Genomic DNA, 21453 nt, shown 5'->3' on the forward strand with positions numbered 1-21453 from the left:
CAACAACCCGAACCACTGGCCACAGCGAGAGGACACTGATGAAGATCCGCCTCATGGCCGATCACTCCTGGACCGAGCTGCCCGAGGATGCGGCGTACACCGACGAGGTGTTTGAGATGTCCCGCGCCCTCTGGGACAGCACGTCCGCGACGGAGCGCGAGAACTGGGCCGCCGGGGCGGCCCTCGTGCTCGCCGAACGCCGCAGCAAGGAGACGTTCCAAAGCTACGAGATCGAGCAGCATCCCGAGCGGCTCGTCGGCCGGACCGTCACCATGGTGGGCAAGCGCCCCATCCGGTGGGAGGACACCACCATCACCGCTGTGGAGGGCATTCACCTGATTCTGTCCGGCGGCGAGCAGATCACCCAGCTCCTCGACGACTCCCCGGTGCGGACTCCTATCGGCGGCCCGAACAGCCGCGTCCCGGCCTGGGAAATCGCCCGCGGGATCATCCACTCATGGGCGGATCCCTCCCCGGCCGCAAAGCGCGAGCAGCCATGACGGGCCCTGCACGCACCACAGAGCCTGAGCGTGCCCCAGGGCGCCTCGAGGTTGCCCAGCGGACAGGTGAGCCGCCGGTGGATGCGGCCCTCTGCTGGCGGAAGCGCGCCGAACGAGCCGAAGCTGAACTCGTCCAGCAGGCCGAGCCGCACGAGGATCTGCTCGCCTCGATCTGGCTGTACATCGACTGGCGGGACGTCACCAGACAGCTGACCACCGAGCAGAAGAACCTGTTCGCCGACGCCGTTGAGGCATTCTCACTCCGGCGAGACGACGAGCCCCCCGACGCGCCCCTGACCGTGGACCGCTGGTGGCACTCCGATCAGGAGAAGCTGCGAGCCAACACTTCCTGAACACCAACCTGAGACCACCGAGCGACCTCGCTGTCTCCAGCGCCAGCGCTCCCGGGTTGGTGCACATCCGAGAGTGCGGTCATCGTCGACCGCTCCGCTAGGCAATTCCTGCGCGGCCGCTGAGCACGGCCGCGAGGACACCGTCCGGCCGCATCATAAGCACCTGCTCGCTGGGATGCCTCGGAGGTCAAGACGCTGAGCGAGGCGGCCGAGGCCGCCGGGTGCACCGCCGCCCGCGACACCAGGAACCTGATTCGCGTGACGTGCCGGATCACCGCACGGCGCGACCTGCGTGGCGCCGAGCTCGCAATGCAGCAGGCGGGGGACATGATTGGCGCGCTGCTGAGGCAGGCAGGGATCACCGCTGAGGCCTATGTCCGCGACATCTACGCCCACCCTCCCAAGCGCCGGGACCACCCCGCCGCCAGCACCCCGGTGCACATGGGAGGTAGACGATGACGTACCCCGACGCGCAGCTGTCCGACGACATCGAGGACTTCAGCTTCACCGACGACCCGGCCCGGTTCGACCTCACGCGCCCCGGCGACCTGCTTCTCGCGGTCGGCCGCATCCTCGCCGCCATCCACCTTAAGAGGCCGATCGAGATCGCTCAGGTTGATCGCAACCGTACCTGGCCGACCAGCCCAGCCTACGTACCTCGGGCGGTCGGGATCAGCTGGAATGCCCTCAACCACCTGTGGCTGCTGATGGGCATCCGGGACAGCGACGGCATGACCATCACCTATGGGCCAGTCGTAGAAATCACGCACGCATAGCCGACCGACGCAACGCACCGACTGGCCGATGCAGCCAGCGGTAACAAGCCCACCTGGAGACGGCGAGGAGCACCAGGCCCGCCTTCTCCAGGTGGGCCACAGCGTTGGCTCTAGCGGAGCAGCGGCCAGCCTCCGCCATCGCTTGACCTAAGCCCTTTGTCCGCGTCTTGCACGTGCGCATTGGGAGGTGGTCAAGCCTGATCATCCACCCACTCACACACGAAAAGGAGAGTCCCCATGCTGCCTGAGGTGAAGGCATACTTCAACGCCATCAGGGACAGGAACCACGACAGAGAGCTCGACCGCGTCTACCGGGAGCACCCCATCCCGGCGTGGGACCACACCATGCCTCCGGACCAGATCGAGGCGTACTTCGAGGCTGAGGACAAGCAGAAAGCCGCCTTGTACGCGCTGGAGTCGGCGCACAAGAAGAAGCAGGCCGACGCGTACCAGGACCTGATGAAGTCCGAGAGTGCACTGGTGCGCTTTCTGCTCACCGATCCGGAGGTTCGGAGCTACCCCCGCCACGCGGAGGACGTGCTGAAGGCCCTGCCGATGACTCGTGAGGAGATGGAGGACTTCGGCAACCAGCAGGGCTGGTGCAGCGAGTTCGGGCGCTTGCTCGAGCGCGCGGAGAAGGCCGGCGTCCTGCCGGAGCCGGTCCCGGACCTGGCGGACATCGACGCGCTCGTGAACGATCTCCAGGCCATATACGGCACGAGTGCCCGCCGCCTCCGCTCCGTCATTAACAAGCACCTTGGGGCCATCATCGTCAGCGCCACGGCTAGAGCCGCTCAGGAGGCGACGACGTAGCTAACGAGCGAGCGCGGGTGGTGGACGGTCGACCGTCCACCACCCGCGGCACCTGCCGAAGAAGCACGCATGCGCCTGATGTTCGACAACGCGCAGCCTGGCCAGTTCGGCCGGTGTGTAGGGGGCGGTGCGCTCGCTGGGGGCGCTGAGTGCGACCGGGGTGCTTTCCCCACGCTGTGCCCAGGCGAGCGCGGCGCGTACCTGCCGCAGCCAGGACCGGTAGGTCTGTGCGGTGCGCGGGGCCAGGTCGGCGTATCCGGCCAGCACGAACGCGTCGATCGTCTCGTGCCGCAGCCACACCTCCGGGTCAGCGGCCAGCCCGCGCCCGTGGCACCAGATCGCCAGTCGGCCGACCACATGCAGCAGCCGCTCGATGCGGTAGCTGACCCACGGCGCGGACGCGGCGACGGTGGCGCGGACCTGGTCGGCCACCGCCTCCCAGCCGGGCGGGGCATTGCGTGGCCGATAGCTCGTGATCTTCGCCCGCGACGGGCGCATGATCGTCTCCTTCGAGCCCAACTGGCCTGATCGGAGGTTCGGCGATGATCCACATGCGCTCGACCATCTGATGGAGGGGCTGCGCTTCCAGATAGCCGATGACGACGTCGACCCCGTGGAGGCGGACGAGAGCGTCAGCTCCGCCTTGGCGCTGATCGGACGGATCACCGAAACCGACATCACCACCGATTGGCTCCAGGCGCGGCACTCGCGCATCAGCGACCCCTCCTGGCACCCACCCATGCCTTGAATGCAGGGCCGGCTGGGAAACGATCATCTTCATCCTGGGAAGCGATCAACGATTCCCTGACTCGTCCGCAGGTCAGGGCCACTCGTGAACACCCCGAGTTCTGCATTCTCGGCCAGCTCTTCGGAAAGTTTGAGGAGGGCCTGGGGCACCTGGAAATGGACTACGAGACGGCCGAGGAAAACGGCTTCTATGTGGCTTACGAGGACGACGAGGGCGAGCCCGTCCCGGATCTGGTCCAGCAGCACGTGGTCCTCGCCCGGCACTGGGAGTTCGAGATCAAGAAGCGCCTGGCCACCTGACCCTCAGCCCAGAATTCGCGGGCCCGGTGATTGTCACCGGGCCCTTTTCCTTGCACGGATACGAAAGGTTCGAGATGAACGAGCAGGAGCTGTCCGAGCGGATCGAGCAGGGGGCCGAGCTGCTGGACCAGGAGTACCCGGAGTGGTTCAGCGAGATCGATGAGGGCCGGCTCGACCTCCGCAGTCACTGCAGCGACGTCCTCGCCCAGCTTTTCGGGTCGTACAAGGACGGCCTGCGCTTCCTGGAGATGGAGTACAAGGAGGCCCAGGATCACGGGCTCACGATCCTCAACGAGGACGGCGACGTCCCTGACATCGACGAGCAGTACATCGCCCTCACTCGCCTGTGGCGTGAGGCGATCAATAAGCGCCTGACCGCCTGACCACGTCCCATCGAACAGAGAGGTACGAGATGAGCGAGATGACCTTCAAGACGGTCGAGCCGATCGAGGACTTTGCGGTCTACGAGGAGCGGGCCAGGTCTGGGGCCTGGGTGATGGACGACTTCGCCGGCAATTGGCAGTGGGTCGTCAATCCGAACGATTTGGACCTGGAGTATGGGCACCGGTGCGTGCTCGGTCAGTACCTCGGTGACTGGGAGCTGGCTCCGGCCACGATGGCGATGGACGAGGACGAGTTCGTAGCCAACGGGTTCATGTTGATCGACGGCACGCGAGCCCAGTTCGAGGCGCTGAACGTGGCCTGGCGACGAGAGATCAACTTCCGTCGCGAGCGCGATCTGAAGAAGACCTTCCGGACGCAGCACATTGGCGAGGTCAAGGTGGCCGAGGCGATGGCCCAGCCGTGGGGCTTCATCATCCCCAACGACTACGTCCAGCTCCTTAGCGTCGAACAGCGGTGCCTGCACTGGATGGGTAAGTGCTGGCAGCAGGTCGCATGCGGCATGCCGTGGATGGAGTGGTGCGGCGCTTCCAAGAGCGACGCCTGCGAGTACGGCAAATGCGCCGACTGCCATCAGGCCCAGCTCGACAACTACCCCGGCAGTAAGAGCGCCTAACAGAATGATCTCTGTTGTGCTTTGATCTCTCGCTGTAACGACAGCGGGAGGGGTGAGCCGGTTGGCGCGGTTGAAGCTATGGGAGCTCAGCGACGAGCTATGGGCGGTCATCGAGCCGCTGTTGCCCAAATATCAGCGGCGGGTGCGCCGGCGTCTGGCAGCGCCTGCACAAGGTGCTGCTAAATCGGCTGCGGGCCGTAGACGCCCTAAACCTCTCCCGGGCCGTGGTGGACTCCGACAAGAGCGGCGGATCAGGTGGCTGGCTCCTATCCCGGTCAACGTCACCGGTGACATTCCGCGCTCCCACGTCGTGCCGATCAACTGACCACTGGGACGGCAGCCTGCACACGAGCCTGCACCCGGCTCCGCTGGAAGACAGCTGCTCAAACGGTCGGCGAAACGCTGAGTGCCCGCACCGGCGAGCAGGCCACCGCCTGCCGGACACACGCCAACGCCCCTCGTCGCCCATGCTGCAGGCGTCGGCCTCATGCGCGCTGGCCACGCTCCGGGCCTGCCCGTCCTGATCGATCCGGCCGCCAGCCCGGCCTTCTCACCTCTTTTCCGGAACGGAAGGAAGCACATGCATAAGGCCACCCTGCCCGCGACCAAATGGCTCATGACGCTGCTTCAGACACGCGAAGATGCCCGCCACACGGCAAACCGCAGCGAGGACAACGACCTTCAGGAGAAGCTCCGCGACGCCAACACCAACGTCGTCAACGAGGTCATTGCTTTACTCGGCTTCCGCTCGAAGCAGGACCAGTTGCGGGCCGCAGACCAATGCCCTGCGGTGCTGGACGCGGACAAGTGCGTCGATCCGAGCTGCTGCGGCATCTCGACGTACTGCGGCCAACCTAAGAGCGACGAATGCGGAGCGGGCTGCTGCCCTTCTCACCACAACGGCGACGACGGGGACGGCTGTCTGATCTGCTGACCACGATAACCACGGGCCCTGAGATTCCATCTGGTCCTCGACATGCATTCCGGCGAGCACACCCCCATCTCGTGGACGTGATCAACCAGGCAATCCACGCCCCGAAGACCTTCAACGCCCTGATGGAGCTCTTCTGCCGCGGCACCCATCAGATGATCAGATGCTGCTCGGTTGCCTGACAATCACGATGACGACCACCACCATCCGCAGCGGACGAGCACGGACCAGCGGGCCCGAAGCGTCGCGGCCGCCAGCCGACCGGTCTTTCCCGCTCTGCCCGGTGACATGAGCACTGCCTGCTGTGACGGCGAGAGGTGAGCGTGTTCCTCCCAGGGCCGGGCCCAGTGCCTTTCCTGGGTCTATCCCGGAACCTCTGCACTCCGGAAGGCCAAGCCGCGCTGCGCGCGGTCGGCCTGCGGCCGAGCCTTCCTGCGTTCCGAGAACCCGAGATGTCGGCGAACCAGGCACCGGGACCCCCCTCGGAGCTGCGGCATCGACGTCGCTGTGTGCGGCGGGTCCGACCCCTCAACAAGCCACCCTGGCCATCTCCGGGTCGTTCCCGCACCCACCGGAGGGATGTTCATGCCCATCAAGTGCGGCAACTGCAGCAACCGCCACTTCAGCGTCACCTCCGTCCGTATGTGCTACCAGTACGGCGGGGTCCTGCCGTGCGACTGGCTAATCGACACCCGCCGGTACACCGAGGACGGAGAACCGATCATCGTCGCGTGCGGTGCTGACGCGTGGACTACCGACCGGGGATGGCGGTGCGCCGCCGGTCACGAGCACGTGTCCGCAGAGGTCCGAGACCGTGAGGGATGGGACTACGTGACTGAAGACGAGGCGGAGGGCTTCGCCCGCAACACAGGGCGGGTGCCCGTCCTGATGAACGGCCATCCCTGGGTGCCGTAACCATCTCGGCGCATCCCCGCGCAGCCGCAGATGCCCGCACGTCTACCGGCGTGCGGGCATCTGCGTCTGCCCCTTGGCCCGGTCCAGGCGTCGGCAATCACCCCGGCGCCGCGGAGAAACGAAAGCGTTGTCAGCCCCTGGACGGGAGCCGAACCATTCGCCGTGAGTGAGCCCACTCGAAGGAGAACACCGTGAACGACATTGCTGCCGGCGGCATCCAGGCCATCGAGGCCCTGCTGGCCTTCTTCGACGCTTTTCAGAAGTCGGCGGGCGACTTCGAAGACGAGCAGATGAGCCGCGCCTCGGACGAGCAGGCGATGGTGCCGGACGAGACATTCGCACTCGTGAAGGACTTCATCATCAAGCAGGGACTGGAGCCCATTGGGGAGGGGGACACGATGGAGTTCGACCCGGCGATACATGACGCCACGGACGCGCTGGCTCCTGGCGCGCCCGTGGAAACCATCGCTCAGGGGTGGCGTTGGCGGGCGCCCGACGGAGACATCGTCCTTCGCAAGGCGAGCGTTCGCCGAGCCAAGGATCCGTCCCGAGCTTTCGAGGCCGAACTCGAGGCCAGCCGCGAGTATCGCCTGGGTCCTCAGCGGGTCGGTGGCCGATACCGCTGCGGTTACTGGGGGATGGAATACACCGTGATCGCCATCAATGAGGATCCGAGCACCGGATGTTGGAGCATCACGGTCCAAGATGACGTCGGCACCCGGACCCACTGCACCCCGTGGGCCTACGGCCGGGGCAACAGGGTGATCAGCCAGCCCGAATAACCGACCCGAACGGCGCTGCGCTGGTGAGCTTCACTCCGGCACAGCGCCGTTCCTTCGTGAGATGAACCGCAGACCCAGGAGGCCGTCAGCGTGCTCTTGATCAGTCGCAGTGTGAGGCCGGGGCGATTGCGCTACCGCAAGCCTTCTTGCTCCTGCTCGTGCGGCCGCTCGTGTCCGGTCTCATCGGGCCAGGGCCGCTTCATATCGGCCTGAGCTGGCCAGGGACTGCCGCAAGGCCGAGGCGGTGGGGACTGCGACGGCCAGGGCGACCTGCTGGCGGGGGAGGCGGAGTGGCTGGCTACTCGGTGGGCGGGGGAGCGGGTTGGCCCTTCTTGAACGCCGGAATGCCGTGCTCGTCTCGGATGCGCCGGATGTATGGGCCTTTGAACGGACCATCGGTCTCAACCTCGGCTGGCCGAACGCCGCCACGCAGGGCGTCGACGATCGCAGCGGTTACCTCTTTGCGAGCCTCTTCGTGGGCTTTCTCGGTGCGCTGGTATTTGCGGGTGGCTGCTCGCAGCGTCTCGCGTAGCCGCTCTCTTTCCGTCTCACTCATGCGCTTTACGGTAGCGCAAACCTGTTGCGCTACACCATTGATAGCGCTACAGTGAAGCGCAGAAGGAAAGCGCAATATTATACCGTAAATCCAAGGGAGAATGACATGGCCGCTACCACTCAGACCATCCCTGCCGAGCGCATCAAGCCAGGCGTCGCCCGCCAGATCGTCAACCTCTTCGACCAGGCCGGCGCGTTCATCCGCCAGGTGGACTACCGGGGCACCGAGGAGCAGGCACGCGCCTACGCGCAGCTTCAGATCACGCATGACACCGACCCCGCTTCGCCGTCCTGCGGGCCATCGTCCGTTGCTGACCTCCCGGCCCGGGGGAGACCCCGGGCGCCCACCCCCTCAACCACAGGAGTCCACAATGACCGCCGACCAGTCCTTTCCAGCCGAGCTCGCCCACCTGCTGAACCACGACTCCCTGCCTGACCTGCAGCACAAATACCCCTTCACCGCCGTCATGGGCCGCGATCGGTTCGGGGCCGGCCAATTCGGGATCGAAGAAGTCACGGCGATGACGGGCCCGACTGACCCGGAGTCGGCGTTCGCCGGCGCCGTCATCACCATCACCCGAGTCAATGCCCTAGACATCAAGCAGGGCATGCAGCTCGCCGCCATGTCCGCCTGGCACGACAACGGCACCCCGCGGCCCGCCAACGCGGCATGCGCCCGCGAAGTCAAAGGCGTTCACGTCAAGGAGAAGTTCGGGCGTCGCAGCCGCAGCCTCACCTGGGGGTTGGTCAGCGCCGTCATCACCGTCACCTACACCGATGGCATGGAGCGGATCTTCCTCCATGAGCAGGACCGGCCAGAGTACGCCTGGATCGTCAGCGTCTGATCCGGTGTTGCGCCAGCCGCTCCAGGGCCCGGAGCGGCTGGCAGAACACCCGACCAGTCGAACCATCCCGAACGGAGAACCACGATGACCGAGAAGATCGCGACCATCACCGCTCAGCCTGGAATGCGTCCCGGCACCGTCATACACCTCATCACCTACACCGAGGACGGCCAGGACGTAGGCCGCAGTTATGCCCGCCCCGAGGACCTGGACGAGTGGAAGGCCGACCTGACCGTGCAGGGGTGGACGGTCCAGGACGCCCACTGATCCCCTGCCTCGGCTCTCTCCTTCCGGCGTCTGGCCGGACAGCACTCGGACTGCGGAGAGAGCGCCAACGCCACCTCCAACGATCTTGAACGGAGCGAAATGGCCAAGCGCCGCCTCACCAAAACCCTCGTCGAGCAGACCGTCCAGGAGACCAAAACCCGCGAGTTCATCGAGCACGTCGGCCTCACCTACACAAAGGCCGACGGCCGTCGGGAGCTCGACATCCGCCTCTTCGACGCCTTCGACGACCCGCGCCAGACCCCTGCCGGTAAGGCACTGATCGAGCGCCTGGAGGCCAGTGGATGGTCTGTGGCACACCGTCACGGCCGCCTCTACTCCCGCCTGACCGTGTCCGAGCCGATCGCCGCCCCCGAGGAGCGCTGACCCGTGCCTGACTCTCCGCTCCCTGAGGGAGCCCCGAAGCGCATCCAGCGCAAGCGAGAGCGCGGATGGCGCATGCCCGAGGGTGCCGTGTACGTCGGCCGCCCGAGCGTATGGGGCAACCCGATCCGCATCACCCTGCGGAAGTTCGACGACGAGCGCCGCCCAATGTGGCACGTCACTGGCAGCCCGCGCTACCTGGATGGCCCGGCGTTCAACGTTCTCAAGAACGCGCGGGTGGAGGCGACACTGCAGTTCAAGGCCGACCTCTTGCGGTGGGGCGATATCGACTACCCGTCCATGGAGGAGGTCCGCGCGCAACTCGCAGGCAAGGATCTTGCGTGCTGGTGCCCGCTCCCTGAGCCGGGAGAGATCGACTGGTGCCACGCGCGGATTGTGCTGGAGATCGCGAACGGAGACGCCGATGCCTGACATCCCTGAGGGAGCCGTACAAGCCGCCGCTGAGGCTCTCGCCTTACACGACTGGACGTCGCATCCGCGTTCAGCTCACCGGCTCCACAAGTACGACTCCGGGTGCGCGGTCTGCCGGGGTGACGTGACGGCGATCGTGAGTGTCGTCGCCCCGTTCATCGCCGAGACGATCGCTCAGCGGATCTGGGATGACCCGTTCAACGACTCGACGATGCCGCGCTCCTGGGCCGCTCAGATCGCCCGTGAGGCGTTCCCGAAGGGAGACGCAGTGACCGACTCACATGCCAACCGTCTTGCTAGCTCACATGTAGGGACCATCACCGCAGAAGAGCGCCGTGAACTCCTCGACGAGCTCACTGCCGACTCCATCGACGCAGGCACCTACACCCAGCCCGCCCCGCTTGGCGACATCGAAACCGGCGGCGCCAGCCTCCTGGAAGACACTCGTGACTGAACCGGATGGTCGCTGTCATGCACCGGGGGCCCGGTACTCCACTTCCTGCCGAGTAGCCTCGTCGATCTCTTCAGGCGTCAGGAGAACAACCGTCCGCGTTCGCGCTCCGCCAGCTGCCGACGCTGTGAGGCCCACAGCAGCCGAGGCCACGTTGTTCGGCATATCAGCGATGATGTAGACGTCGTTCTCGCCGAACGCGAAATACATCTGCTCGACCCGGCCGCTCACGCTTTCCACCATGCGCTCCACCACCTCACGCCGTGCGGTTCCTCCATCTCGGAGCACCCCCTTGAGGCCATCCATGGTGTAGCTCGCCTGAATGAGGTACTTGGGCATGATCGGCCCCTTCCCGTACCGCCGCCTCACATTGAAGCGGCCATTGCGGTTACGAGGTGAGCCGTTCTCAGCTTCGGGCGACGGTAATCCCACCCGCTGCACTGATTTCCCTTGGAGGGTTAATGGATGACTTGGTTGTAACTCCCGCTGCCCTGATCACCTCTGCCGAGGTAGAGCGTCTCTCCCGAGACCTGGAGACCGTCCGAGCCACCATTGCCCGGGTCCGCGAGGTCCACCGCGTCCACTCCTGCGAGCGAGACAGCCACGTCCACGCCAGCACGCCGACCCCGTGCGTCAACGACGGCTACTGCTCGTGCGGATGCTTTGCCCCGTGCGCGACCCTCACCGCTCTCACCACCTTGGAGGAGCCATGACCGCCTGGATCATCGCCGCCATCTACGCCGCCGGCGTCATCGTCACCGTCCGCCGCATTGCCCCGGAAGCGATCGCCGAGCAGGGCGGCGATGTGGTCCTGGGCCACACCATCGGCGTCCTGTCCGCCGTCCTCTGGCCAGCCGTCGCCATCGTCGCCTTCATCACCCGCGCCTGGGCAGCAATCAACAGGAGGAACCAGCGTCGTGATTCGAGAAGGTCTCCCCGGGTAGCAGTATCGCTGCTGGTAGACCGCCGCCCGCGACACATGGAGGACCCATGGCACGGCCGTTGACCTCCGCCGTCCGCTCCGGGCTGGCCGCCGCCTTTGGAACAGCGGCACGCTTACGACATGGACGCCCACTCCACCCTGTCGGGCTGTCCTTCCACGCCAACCTGACCCTGCACGGAGCACCCCACCCGTGGGGAGCCGAATTCCTAGACCAGCAAGCCGACCTCCAGGGAGTGGCTCGACTGTCCCGATCCATGGGGCTACCGCATCCACTGCCGGACATCCTTGGCCTGGCCATACGCTGGCGGCCCCCAGGCACCGATGACGTAGCGGATCTACTGCTGGCCACAACCGGGCACACCGCGCTCGGCCGCCGCATGCTGATGCCCACCACCACATGGGCGGGCATGTACAGCTCGCTCTTCCCCTACGAAACCAGCAGGGGCCGGCTGCTGCTCGGCGCGGTTACCCGGCCGCCGTGGGCAGTGGAAGCCAACCTCGACGCGCTAGCCTACGCAGTCGCGGTGCAGCCACTGCTGTTCGATTTGGCGGTGGCGTCCCCGGGCGGCGCATGGCAGAAGTTCGGCCGGCTGACCCTAACCGGCCCAGCGCGGCCGGACTTCGCCGAGCCGATGCGGTTCGACCCGGTCCGGCATCCGATCCCAGGACTGCAGCCCGCGGGCTGGCTCCACCAGGTGCGCGGACCTGCATATGCTGCCGCCCAGCGGGTGCCTCAGTACACCGACAAGGACTAACGCTCGCTGAGAACGCGAAAGGCGGCCCCCACGCCACATGGGAGCCGCCTCACCTTCACAGCACCAGACCCAACCCTCACGTTGGTCTCCCGTAAGCGTACGACCTCGGGGAGGACCACATGTTCGACCGTTCGATCTCGCCCGAAGGGGCCTGCGTCTCCATCTGTAACCACCGCAGCCGACAGGCGTGGATTGCCTACCACAAGGCCCGCGAAGCGCACGCTGACGCGGTGGACGCCTGGGTCAACGCCGGCCAGCAGGGGGAGCCGCCCGCGGAGCCTGAAATGCCCGAGGCGCGCTTCTACGCTGGCGACCCGCTCATCTGCGCCCGGGACAAAGCGACCGTCCGCGCGACCCTGCTGGACGTAGATGAACTCATGACGCTTCGGCTCCTGCACGGCGACGGCTACGAGTCGCGTGATCAGAACGAGCGGGTCTCCCGTTCCCCTGAACCGTCGTCCCCTTCGCCTGCGCACGATGACCTGAACGAGCTGCTGTGCTGGCTCCGCGCCCAGGAGGACGCCTACCGCACCTCGCAGCGCTGGCCCACCGTCCCCTATCGGGGAGAGTCGGCGCCAGCGTTGACCTCATCAGTCGCCTGGCTCGCCACGCACCTGGACAGCATCCTGACTCACCCCGATCATGCTGCGGAGTTCGCCGTCGGCGTGCTCGCCTGGCACCGCCGTATCGACGTGGCCGCCAAATCCAAACCGCGTCGTCGTACCAAGAGCAGACTCTGCCCCCAATGCAACCTGGCTACCCTGTCGCAGATGGACGGTGAAGACCGTATCGAGTGCCGCAATCGTGACTGTGGAGCATCCCGCGGAGGCCCCGTGGTGATGACCGTTGAGGAATACGACGCTCTCGACACCATGGCTGCGGCGTCGTGACCGCCGCGTGCCAGGACAATGGAGGGGCCATGCTCTTGGACTCTCCTCCCAGCCCCGTAGACATCGTGCGCTGCCCGAACGGCGATGTACTGCTGCTGCCTGCCATGTGGCCGGTACGGCTCACGCCGGAAGAGCGGCGAGCGTTCGCCGCCGACCTGCTGGCGGAGGATCAGGCATGAGCGAGCAGTGCCCGAACTGCCGGGGCCGTGGAACAGTCCCTGAGCTGAAGATATGCGCCTTGCCGGGGTGTGGCCGTCAGTTCCGCTGGCAGGATGACGGCAGGGGGAGAACGCGCTCGAGGGTGGACGCGCTGTACTGCTCCGCTTCATGCCGGAACGTCGCCTCACAGCGCGCACACCGCAGCAGGAACGCGGCGTAAGGTCATCGCCCGCGACGATCCCATGACATTTCATGACCTGCCCGATATTCGGGTGTGACGCGTCACGCCAGTCTGTACCGTGGATCTCAGTTCGCCGGGCCTGAAGTGGATGCGGGTCGAAGGGCGTCGGTTATCTTGCCAATGATCCGCCGGTGCTCATCCCCATATCCGTATCCCCTTCAGGCCCGACGCGCTGGTCAGGTCTGGTGCTGGCACGGGTCGAAGCTCGTCGGTTATCGCCTATTAAGCCGGTGGTCGCGGGTTCGAATCCCGTCACGGACTTCGGGTTCGTGTAGCTCAGCGGTAGAGCACCGTAACGGCCGGTGGGTCCTCCCACATCCGCGCCAGCTCCAGACCTGATCGTTCGTCAGTCCTGCCGGTGGTACGGGTCGAATCTCGATCGGTTATCGCTCTCTCAAAGCGGAGACCCGGGTTCGAATCCCGGCACCGCCTTCGGGTGGTGTGGTGTAGCGGCCTAGCACGTCTAACAGCCGGTCGGTCACCCCATATCCGTGCCACCGGCAGGGCTGACGAGCAGGGGAGCGGGTCGAAGTCATATCGGTTATCGGGAACAGGTTGTCGCGGGTTCGAATCCCGCCACCCGGCACTCGCGGGGTGTAGCTCAGTTGGCAGAGCGCCTGTAAAAACACCGGTGGACGTCACCACATCCGCTCCCCTTTTTGCATATCCGCCCCAAGGGCGGGTCGAATCGAAGGAGCAACGATGACGCGTGATCCCCTCGCCGCGGTCTCGACGATCGCGACGCCGCAGTCCCAGCCGATCCCCGGCCGCGCCGACCAGGTACAGAACGCAGCCGGCGGCTACGTGTTCGCCAAGGACCTGTGGACACGCCTGGAGGACTTCCTGATCCTCGGTACCACGGGCGGCACCTACTACGTGGGCGAGGACAAGCTGACTGCGGAGAACGCCGGCGTGCTGTTCCAGGCGATTACCGAGGACGGCCCGCGCGTTGTCGCGCTGCTCACCGACATCTCCACCGCCCGTCCGCCACGCGCCCCCAAGCAGCGGCCCGCGCTGTTTGCGCTGGCTGCCTGCTACGCCAAGGGCGACGCTGACACCCGGCAGGCGGCAAAGGCTGCTCTGTCGAAGGTGGCGCGCACGACCGACCACCTCGCGCAGTTCTTCGGCTACTACAAGAACCTCGGCGGTAAGGCGACCGGGCGCGGTTCGGCGCCCGTCGTCGGCCGTAGCCTGCGGACCGCGCTCGGCTCCTGGTTCCTCGCCGGCAGCGCCGACGACATCGCGTTCAAGGCGTGCAAGGCCGCCCAGCGGAAGACGCCTCAGGGTGAGGCGTTCTCGCTGCGTGACGTGCTGCGCATCGCCCACCCGGTGGCCGACTCGGAGCAGCGCAAGATGCTGTTCGGGTGGATCGCGGGGAACGTCTCCGACGATGAGGCCCGTGACGGGCTGCCCGCCATCGACCGGTTCCTCACCGCCAAGGCCGTCACGACCACGGCGCAGGCGGTCCAGGTCGTCAGTGAGGCGCGGGTGCCGTGGGAGTTCCTGCCCGACGCCATGCTGCGCGAGCCCGCGGTGTGGGACGCGCTGGTGGACACGGTCGGGATGACCGCGCTCATCCGCAACCTGGGCCGGATGACGCGCATCGGCACGCTCAAGCCGATGGCCGATGCCACCGGGCGTGCGGTCGCCCGGCTCACTGACCGGGACGCGCTGCTGAAGGCCCGCATCCACCCGATGGACGCGTTCCTCGCCCTGCGCATCTACGCGTCCGGCCGCAGCCAGCCCAACCCGCGGGCAGACGCCCACACCTGGGCGCCCGTTCCGGCGATCCTGGACGCGCTGGAGGAGGCCTACGAGCTGTCCTTCGGCAATGTCGAGCCCTCAGGCAAGCGGCTGCTGGTCGCTGTGGACTCGTCCGGGTCGATGAACTGGGGCGGCGGCGTCATGGTGGGCGGGTCGCCGGTCGGCAGCCCGTACGAGGTCGGCTGCGCGATGGCGGTCATGCTGGCCCGGATGGAGAAGGGCAACGTGCACGTGATCGACGTCGACACTGCGGTGCACGCGTCGAGGGTGACGCCGCGCACTAACCTGCGCGAGATCGCCTCCTGGCAGCCCTCAGGCGGCGGCACCGACCTGTCGCTGCCGTTCATCTGGGCAACGCGCGAGCAGTTCGCCGCGGACGGCATCGTCGTCTTCACCGACAACGAGACCTGGGCCGGCCGCTCCCACCCGACACGGGCGCTCAACGCCTACCGCCGGGCGGTCAACCCCGACACGCGCGTCGTCGTCGCTGCGATGACCGCAGCTGGGTATTCGATCGGCGACCCCAATGATGCTGGCGTGCTCAATGTCGCAGGGTTGGACGCGTCGCTGCCACTGATCGTGAACGGGTTCATTCGCGGCTGACGAGGTGCCCTCGCTCGATAGGATGAGGGCACCTCTTCCGGTGCGGAGACTGCGAGTTGAGCGGTCACCATCAGGGATCTCGGAAGGTGGCGCGCGGTCGCATGCCGATCGTGCGCCTCTCCTTTCGAGAGGGCAGCCTTGCGCACCGTCGAAGACCGCTTCTGGTCGAAAGTCTCCACCGCTGGGCCTGATGATTGCTGGCCGTGGATGGCACGTCGCGCTCACCAGCGCGGCGAGTCGTTCCGCTCTATCGGGCGGAGGCTCGGCGTCGCGCACACGACGATCTCCAGACTCGTCAATGGTGTCCACTGGCGAAACCACAGCGCGTAGCAGCCGAAATGCGCGGCAGTGGCATAGACCTGCGTGTCGAGGCCCGCAAGTTCATCGACCGCCACCCCAGGCTCATCCAGGGGACCAGCATGGTCGCCGTGCTGCTCGCGGTCGCCGACGAGATCGAGGAAGACGGCCATGTCTGAGATCCTCCGTGACACACTCGCGAACGCCATCCGCCACCGGGTGCGGCTCTGCCTCGAACCGAACGCGCTCGCTCACGCCGGACAAGGGAAGCCGATCGCGTTGAGCGGCACCGAAGCTGACGCCGTCATCGACGCCGCCCTGGCTGCCCTTGCTGCACAGGGCTACGTCATCGTCTCCGCCAAGGACCTCCGCGTCATGCTGGAGGAGTATTGGTCGGGGGTCTGTAACCCGGCGCTGACGGCGCGGCCCGCTTCCCGTCTCACTCGCGCTCTCTCGGGTACGGCTCCGCAGCCGAACCCCGCCCCCTTGCTGGCTACCACTCGCAAGGCGCCAGCAACGAGCAGGCCGTCCTCGACGACCTCGCTGGCCGAATCACTGGCGGCATGTCCCCCCTCGCCGCCGCCCAAGACCGTTTCGGAGGACCTCATGCCCGACTCCTCCCTGCCGGCGGAAGCGCCGAAGAGGATCCAACGCCACCGCACGAAGGGCTGGCGCAAGCCTGACAACTGCGTGATCGTCACTTGCCCGTCCCGCTTCGGGAACCCCTTCACGATCGCGAAAGCGATCAATATCGGATTCGCCAACACCCCCGACGAGGCCCGCAAGATATGTGCCACCGCGTTCCGGTCTTGGGTGGGCGGCAGCGACACCTGGTGGAGAGGCCCCGAGTCCGAGGCTGCTCTGAAACGGCTGCTCGCCGAACTGCCGGAGCTGCGAGGCAAGGACTTGGCCTGCTACTGCCCGCTGCCTGCCGAGGGGGAGCCGGACCACTGCCACGCGCGAATCCTGCTGGACATTGCGAACGGAGAGTGGCCCGCCAATGCCTGATCGCACCCTCCCGGCGGAAGCCGTACAAACCGCAGCCGCGACGATCATGCAGACGATGACGCAGGCCGCGGACCCCGATCAGCTACTGGAAGCTGGGACCTGCCGAAGTCGGCTACTGCTACTGCGCTCCCGGCGCCCGTGTCTGCGATGAGGGCGGCCCGGCCCAGCCGGTCGCCCTGGCCGGGCCTGTCACCTGCTCAAACCGCTCTACCCGCCCACAACCCGAGGGGAAATCCCATGTCCAGAGTCATCGCGAACGGCACACCAGGATGTGGTTGCACCGAGTGCATGACCGGCGAATACGTGCCCTTGCCGTTCGTGAGTGACGGCCAAGTCGCGGCGATCTCCGCAACAACGTCGGCCGCCAGTTCGACGTCGCCATCCGCTATGTCATCACCCAGGACCAGCCGCTGCGGAGCGGCACCGCGGAGGAGGTCGTCGTCACCTGCGGTGACCGCACCTAGACGCTGGACCCCTACTTGCTGATCGGCGTGCTCCCGTAGCCAGCCACACCTATCATCCGCCGATCAGAAGGGAGCTCATATTGCCCATCTACCTGCCCGCCCCCACCCACAACCCGGGCGGCCCCGACGGCAATGGCTGGAACCGGTTCAGCCTCAACGCCGGAGCCTTGTACCCCGGCCAGTGCGCCTTGCAGCCCACTTCGTACGCGACCCTGTGGGAGTCGCACGACACGCGGCGCGCCCGCTGGGGCGGCTTCGACCCGTGCGTCCGCAACGGCGACTGCACCAGCTGCCCAGCACTGACCCCCGCCCAGCCGCGGCGGCTGCTGTCCTTCACACCCGATGTCCTGGTCCGCATCCTGGCCCGGGAAGGCGCCGCCGACCAGCCGCACATCATGAACCGGCCCGAAGACGGCTGGGCATCCTTCTCTGAACGGTGGACCTGGGCTCAGCTGGCCCACCTGGAAGGGTGGCGGCTCGGAGACCAGCACCGCGACGAGCACAGCGCCGGCTTCTGGCTCCACGCGACCACCATCTCCGGCGGCGTCTACGGCCGGAGCGAGGCCCGCCCATGCAGCTGACCCTCAACCTCCCCGAACTCGAACGCCGCCGCCCCCGGCCCGTCCTGAACCTGCTCGCCTACGACCTGATCGTCATCTGCAGCTCAGCCGGCAAAGACAGCATGGCGATGCTCGCCTACGTGGCCAAGCAGATCCGCGAACAGGGCTACCGCGGCCGCGTCGTCGTCCTGCACAACTACCTCGGCGTCACCCGGTCAGGCGAGCCCGTCGAGTGGCCGGGCGTGCAAGAGCTGGCCCGCGAGCTTCTCTGCACCAACTCCGGAAGGTACTGAGCATCAGCGGTTCGCCACGCGGCCGCGTCCGGTCAGGTCGCGTCAAGCGTGGCCGAGGAGTTCCTCGCGCCGGGCCAGCGCCCACGCGCGCTCCTCCTCGATGTCCGGGATGAAGTTCTGCCGCAGGAATGCCGCCCAGGGGTCCGCGCCGAGCGGGCCCAGGCGCGCTATTCGCTCGGTCTCGTCGCATTGCAACCGCGCCAGCGCGTCCAGCACGTCAGCCGGGTCCGCGCCGTAGGCGTCGCACAGCAGCCGCAGCCGTCGCGCCAACGGCGCGCCAGCTGCGCCGTAGCCGACCCTGCGCTGACGGTCGGGAAGCCGCAAAGGCACGCTGTACCAGGCCAGTTGTGCGAGGTCGTCCAACGCCTCGCCGGGGATGGCCAGGTCCCAGTCAATGACGCCCACCAGGCGGTCGTCCGCCCAGACCGAGTTCCAGCTTGTGAGGTCGCCGTGGCGCATGATCAGCCCGGGGCGCCAGCGGGCGTCCGGGTCGCACCAGACGGCCTGCGACGAGGGCCGGAAGTCGCGTACGGCCTCGTGGTAGTCGCGCAGCCACCGCCCGAGCGCGATGACGCCCTCGTCCGCGAGGAGCGCCCGTGGCCACGGGTACAGCCCGACTTCGCCGCGCAGCAGCGACACCGCCTCGTGGCCGTCCACGGGACCGTCCCCCAGGGCGCGCGGCACGCCAGCGAATCCCACCTGCTCCAGGTGGCGCAGTAGTTCCCGCACTGCGGGGGTCCACACGCGCCAGGGCCTGAGGATGGTCTCGCCCTTACGGCGCACCGTCGACAGGCCGCCGCGCATCGATTCACCGTCCTGGATCATGGTGGAATCCTAGTGAGCGGCGGAATCCTGGGCCCGGGCGCGGTACCAGTTCCGGCAGGCTCCAAGCGCGGGAACTGGGCCGGGTCGGGCGTGCACGGTGCTCGGGGCGGGTGGCTGGTTGGAGCGCGGGCGAGCCGGGCGCTCATGTGGCGCGGCCCCGTGAGGGCGCGTGCGCGACCGGCCGTTGACGGCCGAGGTTCGCGCTGCTGATCACTCGGTTGTGAGGCGCCTGCGAGTGACGGAGGGAAGGCCCAGGTCCACGGGGGCACAGCACCCGAAACCAGCGCAGCAGGTCATACCCATAACTGCGGCCCGTCAGAGCACTCGTGTCGCCGAGCGCCAGATCCCGCAGGTACCGGCTCACCGGCTCGATCTCCCGGTCCGCCGCATCGACCATGAACCACGGCAGCGAGGGTCTCGACTCCTTCACCACCGCACCGACCGACGGTCACTCCCGAATAGGCATGTGTCCTGAACCGAGACATCGCGAGTGCTTCTTCTGCCCTCGGCGTTCCGGCTACCTGAACCGCGACCGCACGACGGTCCTGAACCGCCACCGTGACCGGAGGCGCTGACCAGATCAGCCTGTGGGACGACACCAGGGTCACCACTGATGACCTCCCCGCTGCCACAACGCAGTCCCGCATGCAGTGCTCACGGCCATCCACCCACCCGCCGCGTGCCCGCCGAATCCAGGTGTGTCTGGCCATCACCCACGTGCAGGCACGACTCGTCGTCGGCGTCGACTGCGCCGGACGCAGACTCGCCGTCGTCGGCGGCTGCCTCTTCTGCGGACGCACTCACTGCACGCCGCCTGGTACGGCCACCACTACCGGACGACGCTCTGCAGCCGTCCTTACATCGTCACCCTTGCCCGGCCGACCCGGATGAACGCGGGGCCAGCTTGGCTACCGATCCGACCTGGTGAGGGCCGGACAGCAGAGGCTGCACGGTCTCCGCCTTCGGTCCCCATTGAACACGCCAGGCCTGGTCCGCCAGCATCCCGCCGATCGCCACTCGCCTCACCATCCGTGCCCTCCTGCGATCAGGTGGCCGGCGCCCGTCACTTGGTGCCTTCATCCCAGAAAGCCTTCCACCTTTGTTCCCCTACGATTTCGCTTGCCCCGCGCTGCCCGACCTGACCGACGCGACCGAGGAGGAACTACGCCAGCTCGCCGGTCCGTGGCCGGTGGAGTCGTTCTGCACGGCTCCCGGGAAGCGGCCATTCACTGTCTGGCCATCGAGGTCCGCGAACGGTGGGCGGGCCGCAGTGACCCGGGCCTGCCCGCGACTCCGCCGGACGACGACCAAGACGCGGTCGACGCGTTCTTCCGCGTGGTCAAAGACGAGTGGTACTGGCTGCACGCAGTGACGATCCCTGCGGCGGCCGCGGCCGTGCTCGCCAACATGACCGTGTGGGTGCTGCACCACGACACTGACGCCCGCACCACCGGTGAGGTCACCGTGCACGCCTCCCGGCAGGAAGCCGTCGCCCACCTGGCGGGGAAGATCCGCGACACCTGGGACTGGGTCACCGACGAGGAGGACGCCGAGGTGCCGGACACGCCGCCAGGCGACGACGAGGAGGCCGTCGAGCTGTACTTCACGATCCGGCGTCGTCAGGAAGGCGACGAGTCCTACACCCTCCACGACGTGGAACTCCCCGGCCCCTTCACGGCCGCCTCAGCCGCACCCGCAGCCCCCCACCCCGCCCCCTGACCTGGAGGTCACCATGTCCCTTTCGGAACGCCCGATCCATAACCTCGCCGACCAGGTGCCGGAGGAGATCGGCAACGAGCTGATCGACCTGGTGAGCGAGTACCGGCAGACGCCGCTCGGAGTCAACCGCATGGTCCTCGCCCACCAGGTCGCGGACCTGGCCGACCGGTACCTGGTCGACCCGCCGGCGTGCTGCTTCGCCATCGTCAGCGTCGCCGGGGAGGCCGTCGACGGGACCGGCGCCCGCATGCACTTCGCGCGGGCGGAGGGCGCTCGCCGGCGTCTCGCCTCGGTGATCGAGGCCCGGCCGCAGGACGCGCCATACCGGATCGTCCGCCGGGACCGCCCCTGCTACGTCGCCGACTGCGCCGGCTGTGGCGAGATCGACGCCAGCGCCGACGACGGCGGCATGTGGGTCGGCCACCACGACACCCAGGCCGCAGCTGACGAGGCTGCGAGCCGGCATTGGGTCCGCACCTGGGACGGGCGGCTGCTGTGCCGGGGGTGCGCGGCCGCCGAGTTCGCGCCGGATGCGCGGCGCCCAGCCTCACCCGACGGTCACCGCATCCCGCCCTGCCACTCATCACCCTTCTACTGGAGGAGGCTCATGGCGTTTTTTCATCGGCACTCCTGGACGCCGACCGCTGGAATGCACACCCGCCGCGCTGCAGGAAATAACAGCGACGTCACCGCGATCCTGCGACGCAAGCGACGTCGAGCTCGTCAACGGGCACTGGCCGTTGCACCACTTCCTGCCTGATGAAGCTCCTCGCACGAACCAGGACCACTGACCGATCGAGCGCCCGCGCGCTGCCATCTCCCGCCGCGGGCCTTACGGCTGATCACCTCTGCCCCCTCGACGAAAG

The 21453-nt window shown here is 67.2% G+C and carries 34 protein-coding genes and 1 tRNA gene; 31 read left to right on the forward strand and 4 right to left on the reverse strand.

Annotation, left to right across the window (positions count from 1 at the left end; translation table 11 throughout):
• The first annotated feature begins 38 nt into the window (after positions 1-38).
• From ACQPYK_RS49635 to ACQPYK_RS49655, 5 genes are all read left to right on the forward strand, one after another.
• A complete protein-coding gene (locus ACQPYK_RS49635; RefSeq protein ID WP_433259252.1) occupies positions 39-500 on the forward strand; it encodes a hypothetical protein in 462 nt (153 codons plus the stop codon).
• Between the two features lie 77 nt (positions 501-577).
• Complete coding sequence (locus ACQPYK_RS49640; protein WP_433259254.1) at positions 578-853, forward strand: hypothetical protein; 276 nt, start codon at positions 578-580, stop codon at positions 851-853.
• Positions 854-1111: 258 nt separating this feature from the next.
• Positions 1112-1312 carry a hypothetical protein gene (locus ACQPYK_RS49645; RefSeq protein ID WP_433259255.1) on the forward strand — a complete coding sequence of 67 codons (201 nt, stop codon included), beginning with the start codon at positions 1112-1114 and terminating at the stop codon, positions 1310-1312.
• Positions 1309-1629 carry a hypothetical protein gene (locus ACQPYK_RS49650; protein WP_433259256.1) on the forward strand — a complete coding sequence of 107 codons (321 nt, stop codon included), beginning with the start codon at positions 1309-1311 and terminating at the stop codon, positions 1627-1629. Before ACQPYK_RS49645 ends, ACQPYK_RS49650 begins: the two co-directional genes overlap by 4 nt.
• A 237-nt stretch (positions 1630-1866) precedes the next feature.
• Complete coding sequence (locus tag ACQPYK_RS49655) at positions 1867-2442, forward strand: hypothetical protein (protein ID WP_433259258.1); 576 nt, start codon at positions 1867-1869, stop codon at positions 2440-2442.
• On the opposite strand, the gene ACQPYK_RS49660 is transcribed toward ACQPYK_RS49655, so the two are convergent.
• The gene (locus ACQPYK_RS49660; RefSeq protein WP_433259259.1) at positions 2443-2940 is read right to left on the reverse strand and encodes a hypothetical protein; all 498 of its coding nucleotides are present in this window, start codon (positions 2938-2940) and stop codon (positions 2443-2445) included. It abuts the gene before it with no gap.
• Here ACQPYK_RS49660 and ACQPYK_RS49665 point away from each other — a divergent pair.
• From ACQPYK_RS49665 to ACQPYK_RS49695, 7 genes are all read left to right on the forward strand, one after another.
• Positions 2939-3190, forward strand: a complete 252-nt coding sequence (locus ACQPYK_RS49665) for a DUF6461 domain-containing protein (RefSeq protein ID WP_433259261.1) — start codon at positions 2939-2941, stop codon at positions 3188-3190. The two genes, ACQPYK_RS49660 and ACQPYK_RS49665, sit on opposite strands and share 2 nt — an antisense overlap.
• A 155-nt stretch (positions 3191-3345) precedes the next feature.
• A complete protein-coding gene (locus ACQPYK_RS49670) occupies positions 3346-3489 on the forward strand; it encodes a hypothetical protein (RefSeq protein ID WP_433259263.1) in 144 nt (47 codons plus the stop codon).
• 74 nt (positions 3490-3563) lie between these two features.
• Complete coding sequence (locus tag ACQPYK_RS49675) at positions 3564-3872, forward strand: hypothetical protein (RefSeq protein ID WP_433259264.1); 309 nt, start codon at positions 3564-3566, stop codon at positions 3870-3872.
• 29 nt (positions 3873-3901) lie between these two features.
• Positions 3902-4507, forward strand: a complete 606-nt coding sequence (locus ACQPYK_RS49680; RefSeq protein ID WP_433259266.1) for a hypothetical protein — start codon at positions 3902-3904, stop codon at positions 4505-4507.
• Between the two features lie 487 nt (positions 4508-4994).
• Positions 4995-5441, forward strand: a complete 447-nt coding sequence (locus ACQPYK_RS49685; protein ID WP_433259268.1) for a hypothetical protein — start codon at positions 4995-4997, stop codon at positions 5439-5441.
• A gap of 582 nt (positions 5442-6023) precedes the next feature.
• On the forward strand, positions 6024-6353 hold the full coding sequence (locus tag ACQPYK_RS49690) for a hypothetical protein (RefSeq protein WP_433259269.1): 330 nt from the start codon (positions 6024-6026) through the stop codon (positions 6351-6353).
• A gap of 191 nt (positions 6354-6544) precedes the next feature.
• Positions 6545-7135, forward strand: coding sequence for a hypothetical protein (locus ACQPYK_RS49695; RefSeq protein WP_433259271.1), 591 nt, complete (start codon positions 6545-6547; stop codon positions 7133-7135).
• Between the two features lie 298 nt (positions 7136-7433).
• Here the strand turns inward: ACQPYK_RS49695 and ACQPYK_RS49700 are convergent, their stop codons facing one another.
• A complete protein-coding gene (locus tag ACQPYK_RS49700) occupies positions 7434-7958 on the reverse strand; it encodes a hypothetical protein (protein ID WP_433259273.1) in 525 nt (174 codons plus the stop codon).
• A 103-nt stretch (positions 7959-8061) separates the two neighbouring features.
• Between ACQPYK_RS49700 and ACQPYK_RS49705 the strand changes: the two genes are divergently transcribed.
• The 5 genes from ACQPYK_RS49705 to ACQPYK_RS49725 all read left to right on the forward strand — a co-directional run bounded on the left by ACQPYK_RS49705 (position 8062) and on the right by ACQPYK_RS49725 (position 10069).
• On the forward strand, positions 8062-8535 hold the full coding sequence (locus tag ACQPYK_RS49705; RefSeq protein ID WP_433259275.1) for a hypothetical protein: 474 nt from the start codon (positions 8062-8064) through the stop codon (positions 8533-8535).
• Between the two features lie 84 nt (positions 8536-8619).
• The gene (locus ACQPYK_RS49710) at positions 8620-8802 is read left to right on the forward strand and encodes a hypothetical protein (protein ID WP_433259276.1); all 183 of its coding nucleotides are present in this window, start codon (positions 8620-8622) and stop codon (positions 8800-8802) included.
• Positions 8803-8901: 99 nt separating this feature from the next.
• Positions 8902-9186 (forward strand): hypothetical protein, encoded by a 285-nt coding sequence (locus ACQPYK_RS49715; RefSeq protein WP_433259278.1) that lies wholly within the window; start codon positions 8902-8904, stop codon positions 9184-9186.
• Between the two features lie 72 nt (positions 9187-9258).
• On the forward strand, positions 9259-9615 hold the full coding sequence (locus ACQPYK_RS49720) for a DUF4326 domain-containing protein (RefSeq protein ID WP_433259280.1): 357 nt from the start codon (positions 9259-9261) through the stop codon (positions 9613-9615).
• Between the two features lie 124 nt (positions 9616-9739).
• Positions 9740-10069 (forward strand): hypothetical protein, encoded by a 330-nt coding sequence (locus ACQPYK_RS49725; protein WP_433259282.1) that lies wholly within the window; start codon positions 9740-9742, stop codon positions 10067-10069.
• A 15-nt stretch (positions 10070-10084) separates the two neighbouring features.
• Here the strand turns inward: ACQPYK_RS49725 and ACQPYK_RS49730 are convergent, their stop codons facing one another.
• On the reverse strand, positions 10085-10405 hold the full coding sequence (locus ACQPYK_RS49730; protein ID WP_433259283.1) for a GYD domain-containing protein: 321 nt from the start codon (positions 10403-10405) through the stop codon (positions 10085-10087).
• Positions 10406-10527: 122 nt separating this feature from the next.
• Here ACQPYK_RS49730 and ACQPYK_RS49735 point away from each other — a divergent pair, with 122 nt between their 5' ends.
• The 12 genes from ACQPYK_RS49735 to ACQPYK_RS49790 all read left to right on the forward strand — a co-directional run bounded on the left by ACQPYK_RS49735 (position 10528) and on the right by ACQPYK_RS49790 (position 18043).
• Positions 10528-10779, forward strand: a complete 252-nt coding sequence (locus ACQPYK_RS49735) for a hypothetical protein (protein WP_433259284.1) — start codon at positions 10528-10530, stop codon at positions 10777-10779.
• Positions 10776-11072 carry a hypothetical protein gene (locus tag ACQPYK_RS49740; RefSeq protein ID WP_433259286.1) on the forward strand — a complete coding sequence of 99 codons (297 nt, stop codon included), beginning with the start codon at positions 10776-10778 and terminating at the stop codon, positions 11070-11072. Before ACQPYK_RS49735 ends, ACQPYK_RS49740 begins: the two co-directional genes overlap by 4 nt.
• Before the next feature lie 191 nt (positions 11073-11263).
• The gene (locus ACQPYK_RS49745; protein ID WP_433259288.1) at positions 11264-11764 is read left to right on the forward strand and encodes a hypothetical protein; all 501 of its coding nucleotides are present in this window, start codon (positions 11264-11266) and stop codon (positions 11762-11764) included.
• A gap of 119 nt (positions 11765-11883) precedes the next feature.
• Entirely contained in the window at positions 11884-12654 is a 771-nt protein-coding gene (locus ACQPYK_RS49750; protein WP_433259290.1) for a hypothetical protein, read from the forward strand.
• Between the two features lie 29 nt (positions 12655-12683).
• Positions 12684-12833, forward strand: a complete 150-nt coding sequence (locus ACQPYK_RS49755) for a hypothetical protein (RefSeq protein WP_433259291.1) — start codon at positions 12684-12686, stop codon at positions 12831-12833.
• A gap of 811 nt (positions 12834-13644) precedes the next feature.
• Positions 13645-13730: transfer RNA gene (locus ACQPYK_RS49760), tRNA-OTHER, on the forward strand.
• A gap of 26 nt (positions 13731-13756) precedes the next feature.
• A complete protein-coding gene (locus tag ACQPYK_RS49765; RefSeq protein ID WP_433259293.1) occupies positions 13757-15421 on the forward strand; it encodes a TROVE domain-containing protein in 1665 nt (554 codons plus the stop codon).
• Between the two features lie 207 nt (positions 15422-15628).
• Positions 15629-15751, forward strand: a complete 123-nt coding sequence (locus ACQPYK_RS49770; protein ID WP_433259295.1) for a helix-turn-helix domain-containing protein — start codon at positions 15629-15631, stop codon at positions 15749-15751.
• Between the two features lie 8 nt (positions 15752-15759).
• Positions 15760-15897 carry a hypothetical protein gene (locus ACQPYK_RS49775; protein ID WP_433259296.1) on the forward strand — a complete coding sequence of 46 codons (138 nt, stop codon included), beginning with the start codon at positions 15760-15762 and terminating at the stop codon, positions 15895-15897.
• Entirely contained in the window at positions 15890-16726 is an 837-nt protein-coding gene (locus ACQPYK_RS49780) for a DUF4326 domain-containing protein (RefSeq protein ID WP_433259298.1), read from the forward strand. Before ACQPYK_RS49775 ends, ACQPYK_RS49780 begins: the two co-directional genes overlap by 8 nt.
• 544 nt (positions 16727-17270) lie before the next feature.
• Positions 17271-17771, forward strand: a complete 501-nt coding sequence (locus ACQPYK_RS49785) for a hypothetical protein (protein ID WP_433259299.1) — start codon at positions 17271-17273, stop codon at positions 17769-17771.
• Positions 17762-18043 (forward strand): hypothetical protein, encoded by a 282-nt coding sequence (locus ACQPYK_RS49790; RefSeq protein ID WP_433259300.1) that lies wholly within the window; start codon positions 17762-17764, stop codon positions 18041-18043. The genes ACQPYK_RS49785 and ACQPYK_RS49790 overlap by 10 nt, the downstream gene beginning before the upstream one ends.
• 42 nt (positions 18044-18085) lie before the next feature.
• On the opposite strand, the gene ACQPYK_RS49795 is transcribed toward ACQPYK_RS49790, so the two are convergent.
• Positions 18086-18868: a phosphotransferase gene (locus ACQPYK_RS49795; protein WP_433259302.1), complete on the reverse strand. Its 783-nt coding sequence runs from the start codon at positions 18866-18868 to the stop codon at positions 18086-18088.
• Between the two features lie 1182 nt (positions 18869-20050).
• Here ACQPYK_RS49795 and ACQPYK_RS49800 point away from each other — a divergent pair.
• Both ACQPYK_RS49800 and ACQPYK_RS49805 read left to right on the forward strand, forming a co-directional pair.
• Positions 20051-20587 (forward strand): hypothetical protein, encoded by a 537-nt coding sequence (locus tag ACQPYK_RS49800; protein ID WP_433259303.1) that lies wholly within the window; start codon positions 20051-20053, stop codon positions 20585-20587.
• 13 nt (positions 20588-20600) lie between these two features.
• Entirely contained in the window at positions 20601-21347 is a 747-nt protein-coding gene (locus ACQPYK_RS49805; protein WP_433259305.1) for a hypothetical protein, read from the forward strand.
• Positions 21348-21453: the final 106 nt, after the last annotated feature.

Source organism: Streptosporangium sp. CA-135522, assembly GCF_050949235.1.
Classification (GTDB): domain Bacteria; phylum Actinomycetota; class Actinomycetes; order Streptosporangiales; family Streptosporangiaceae; genus Streptosporangium.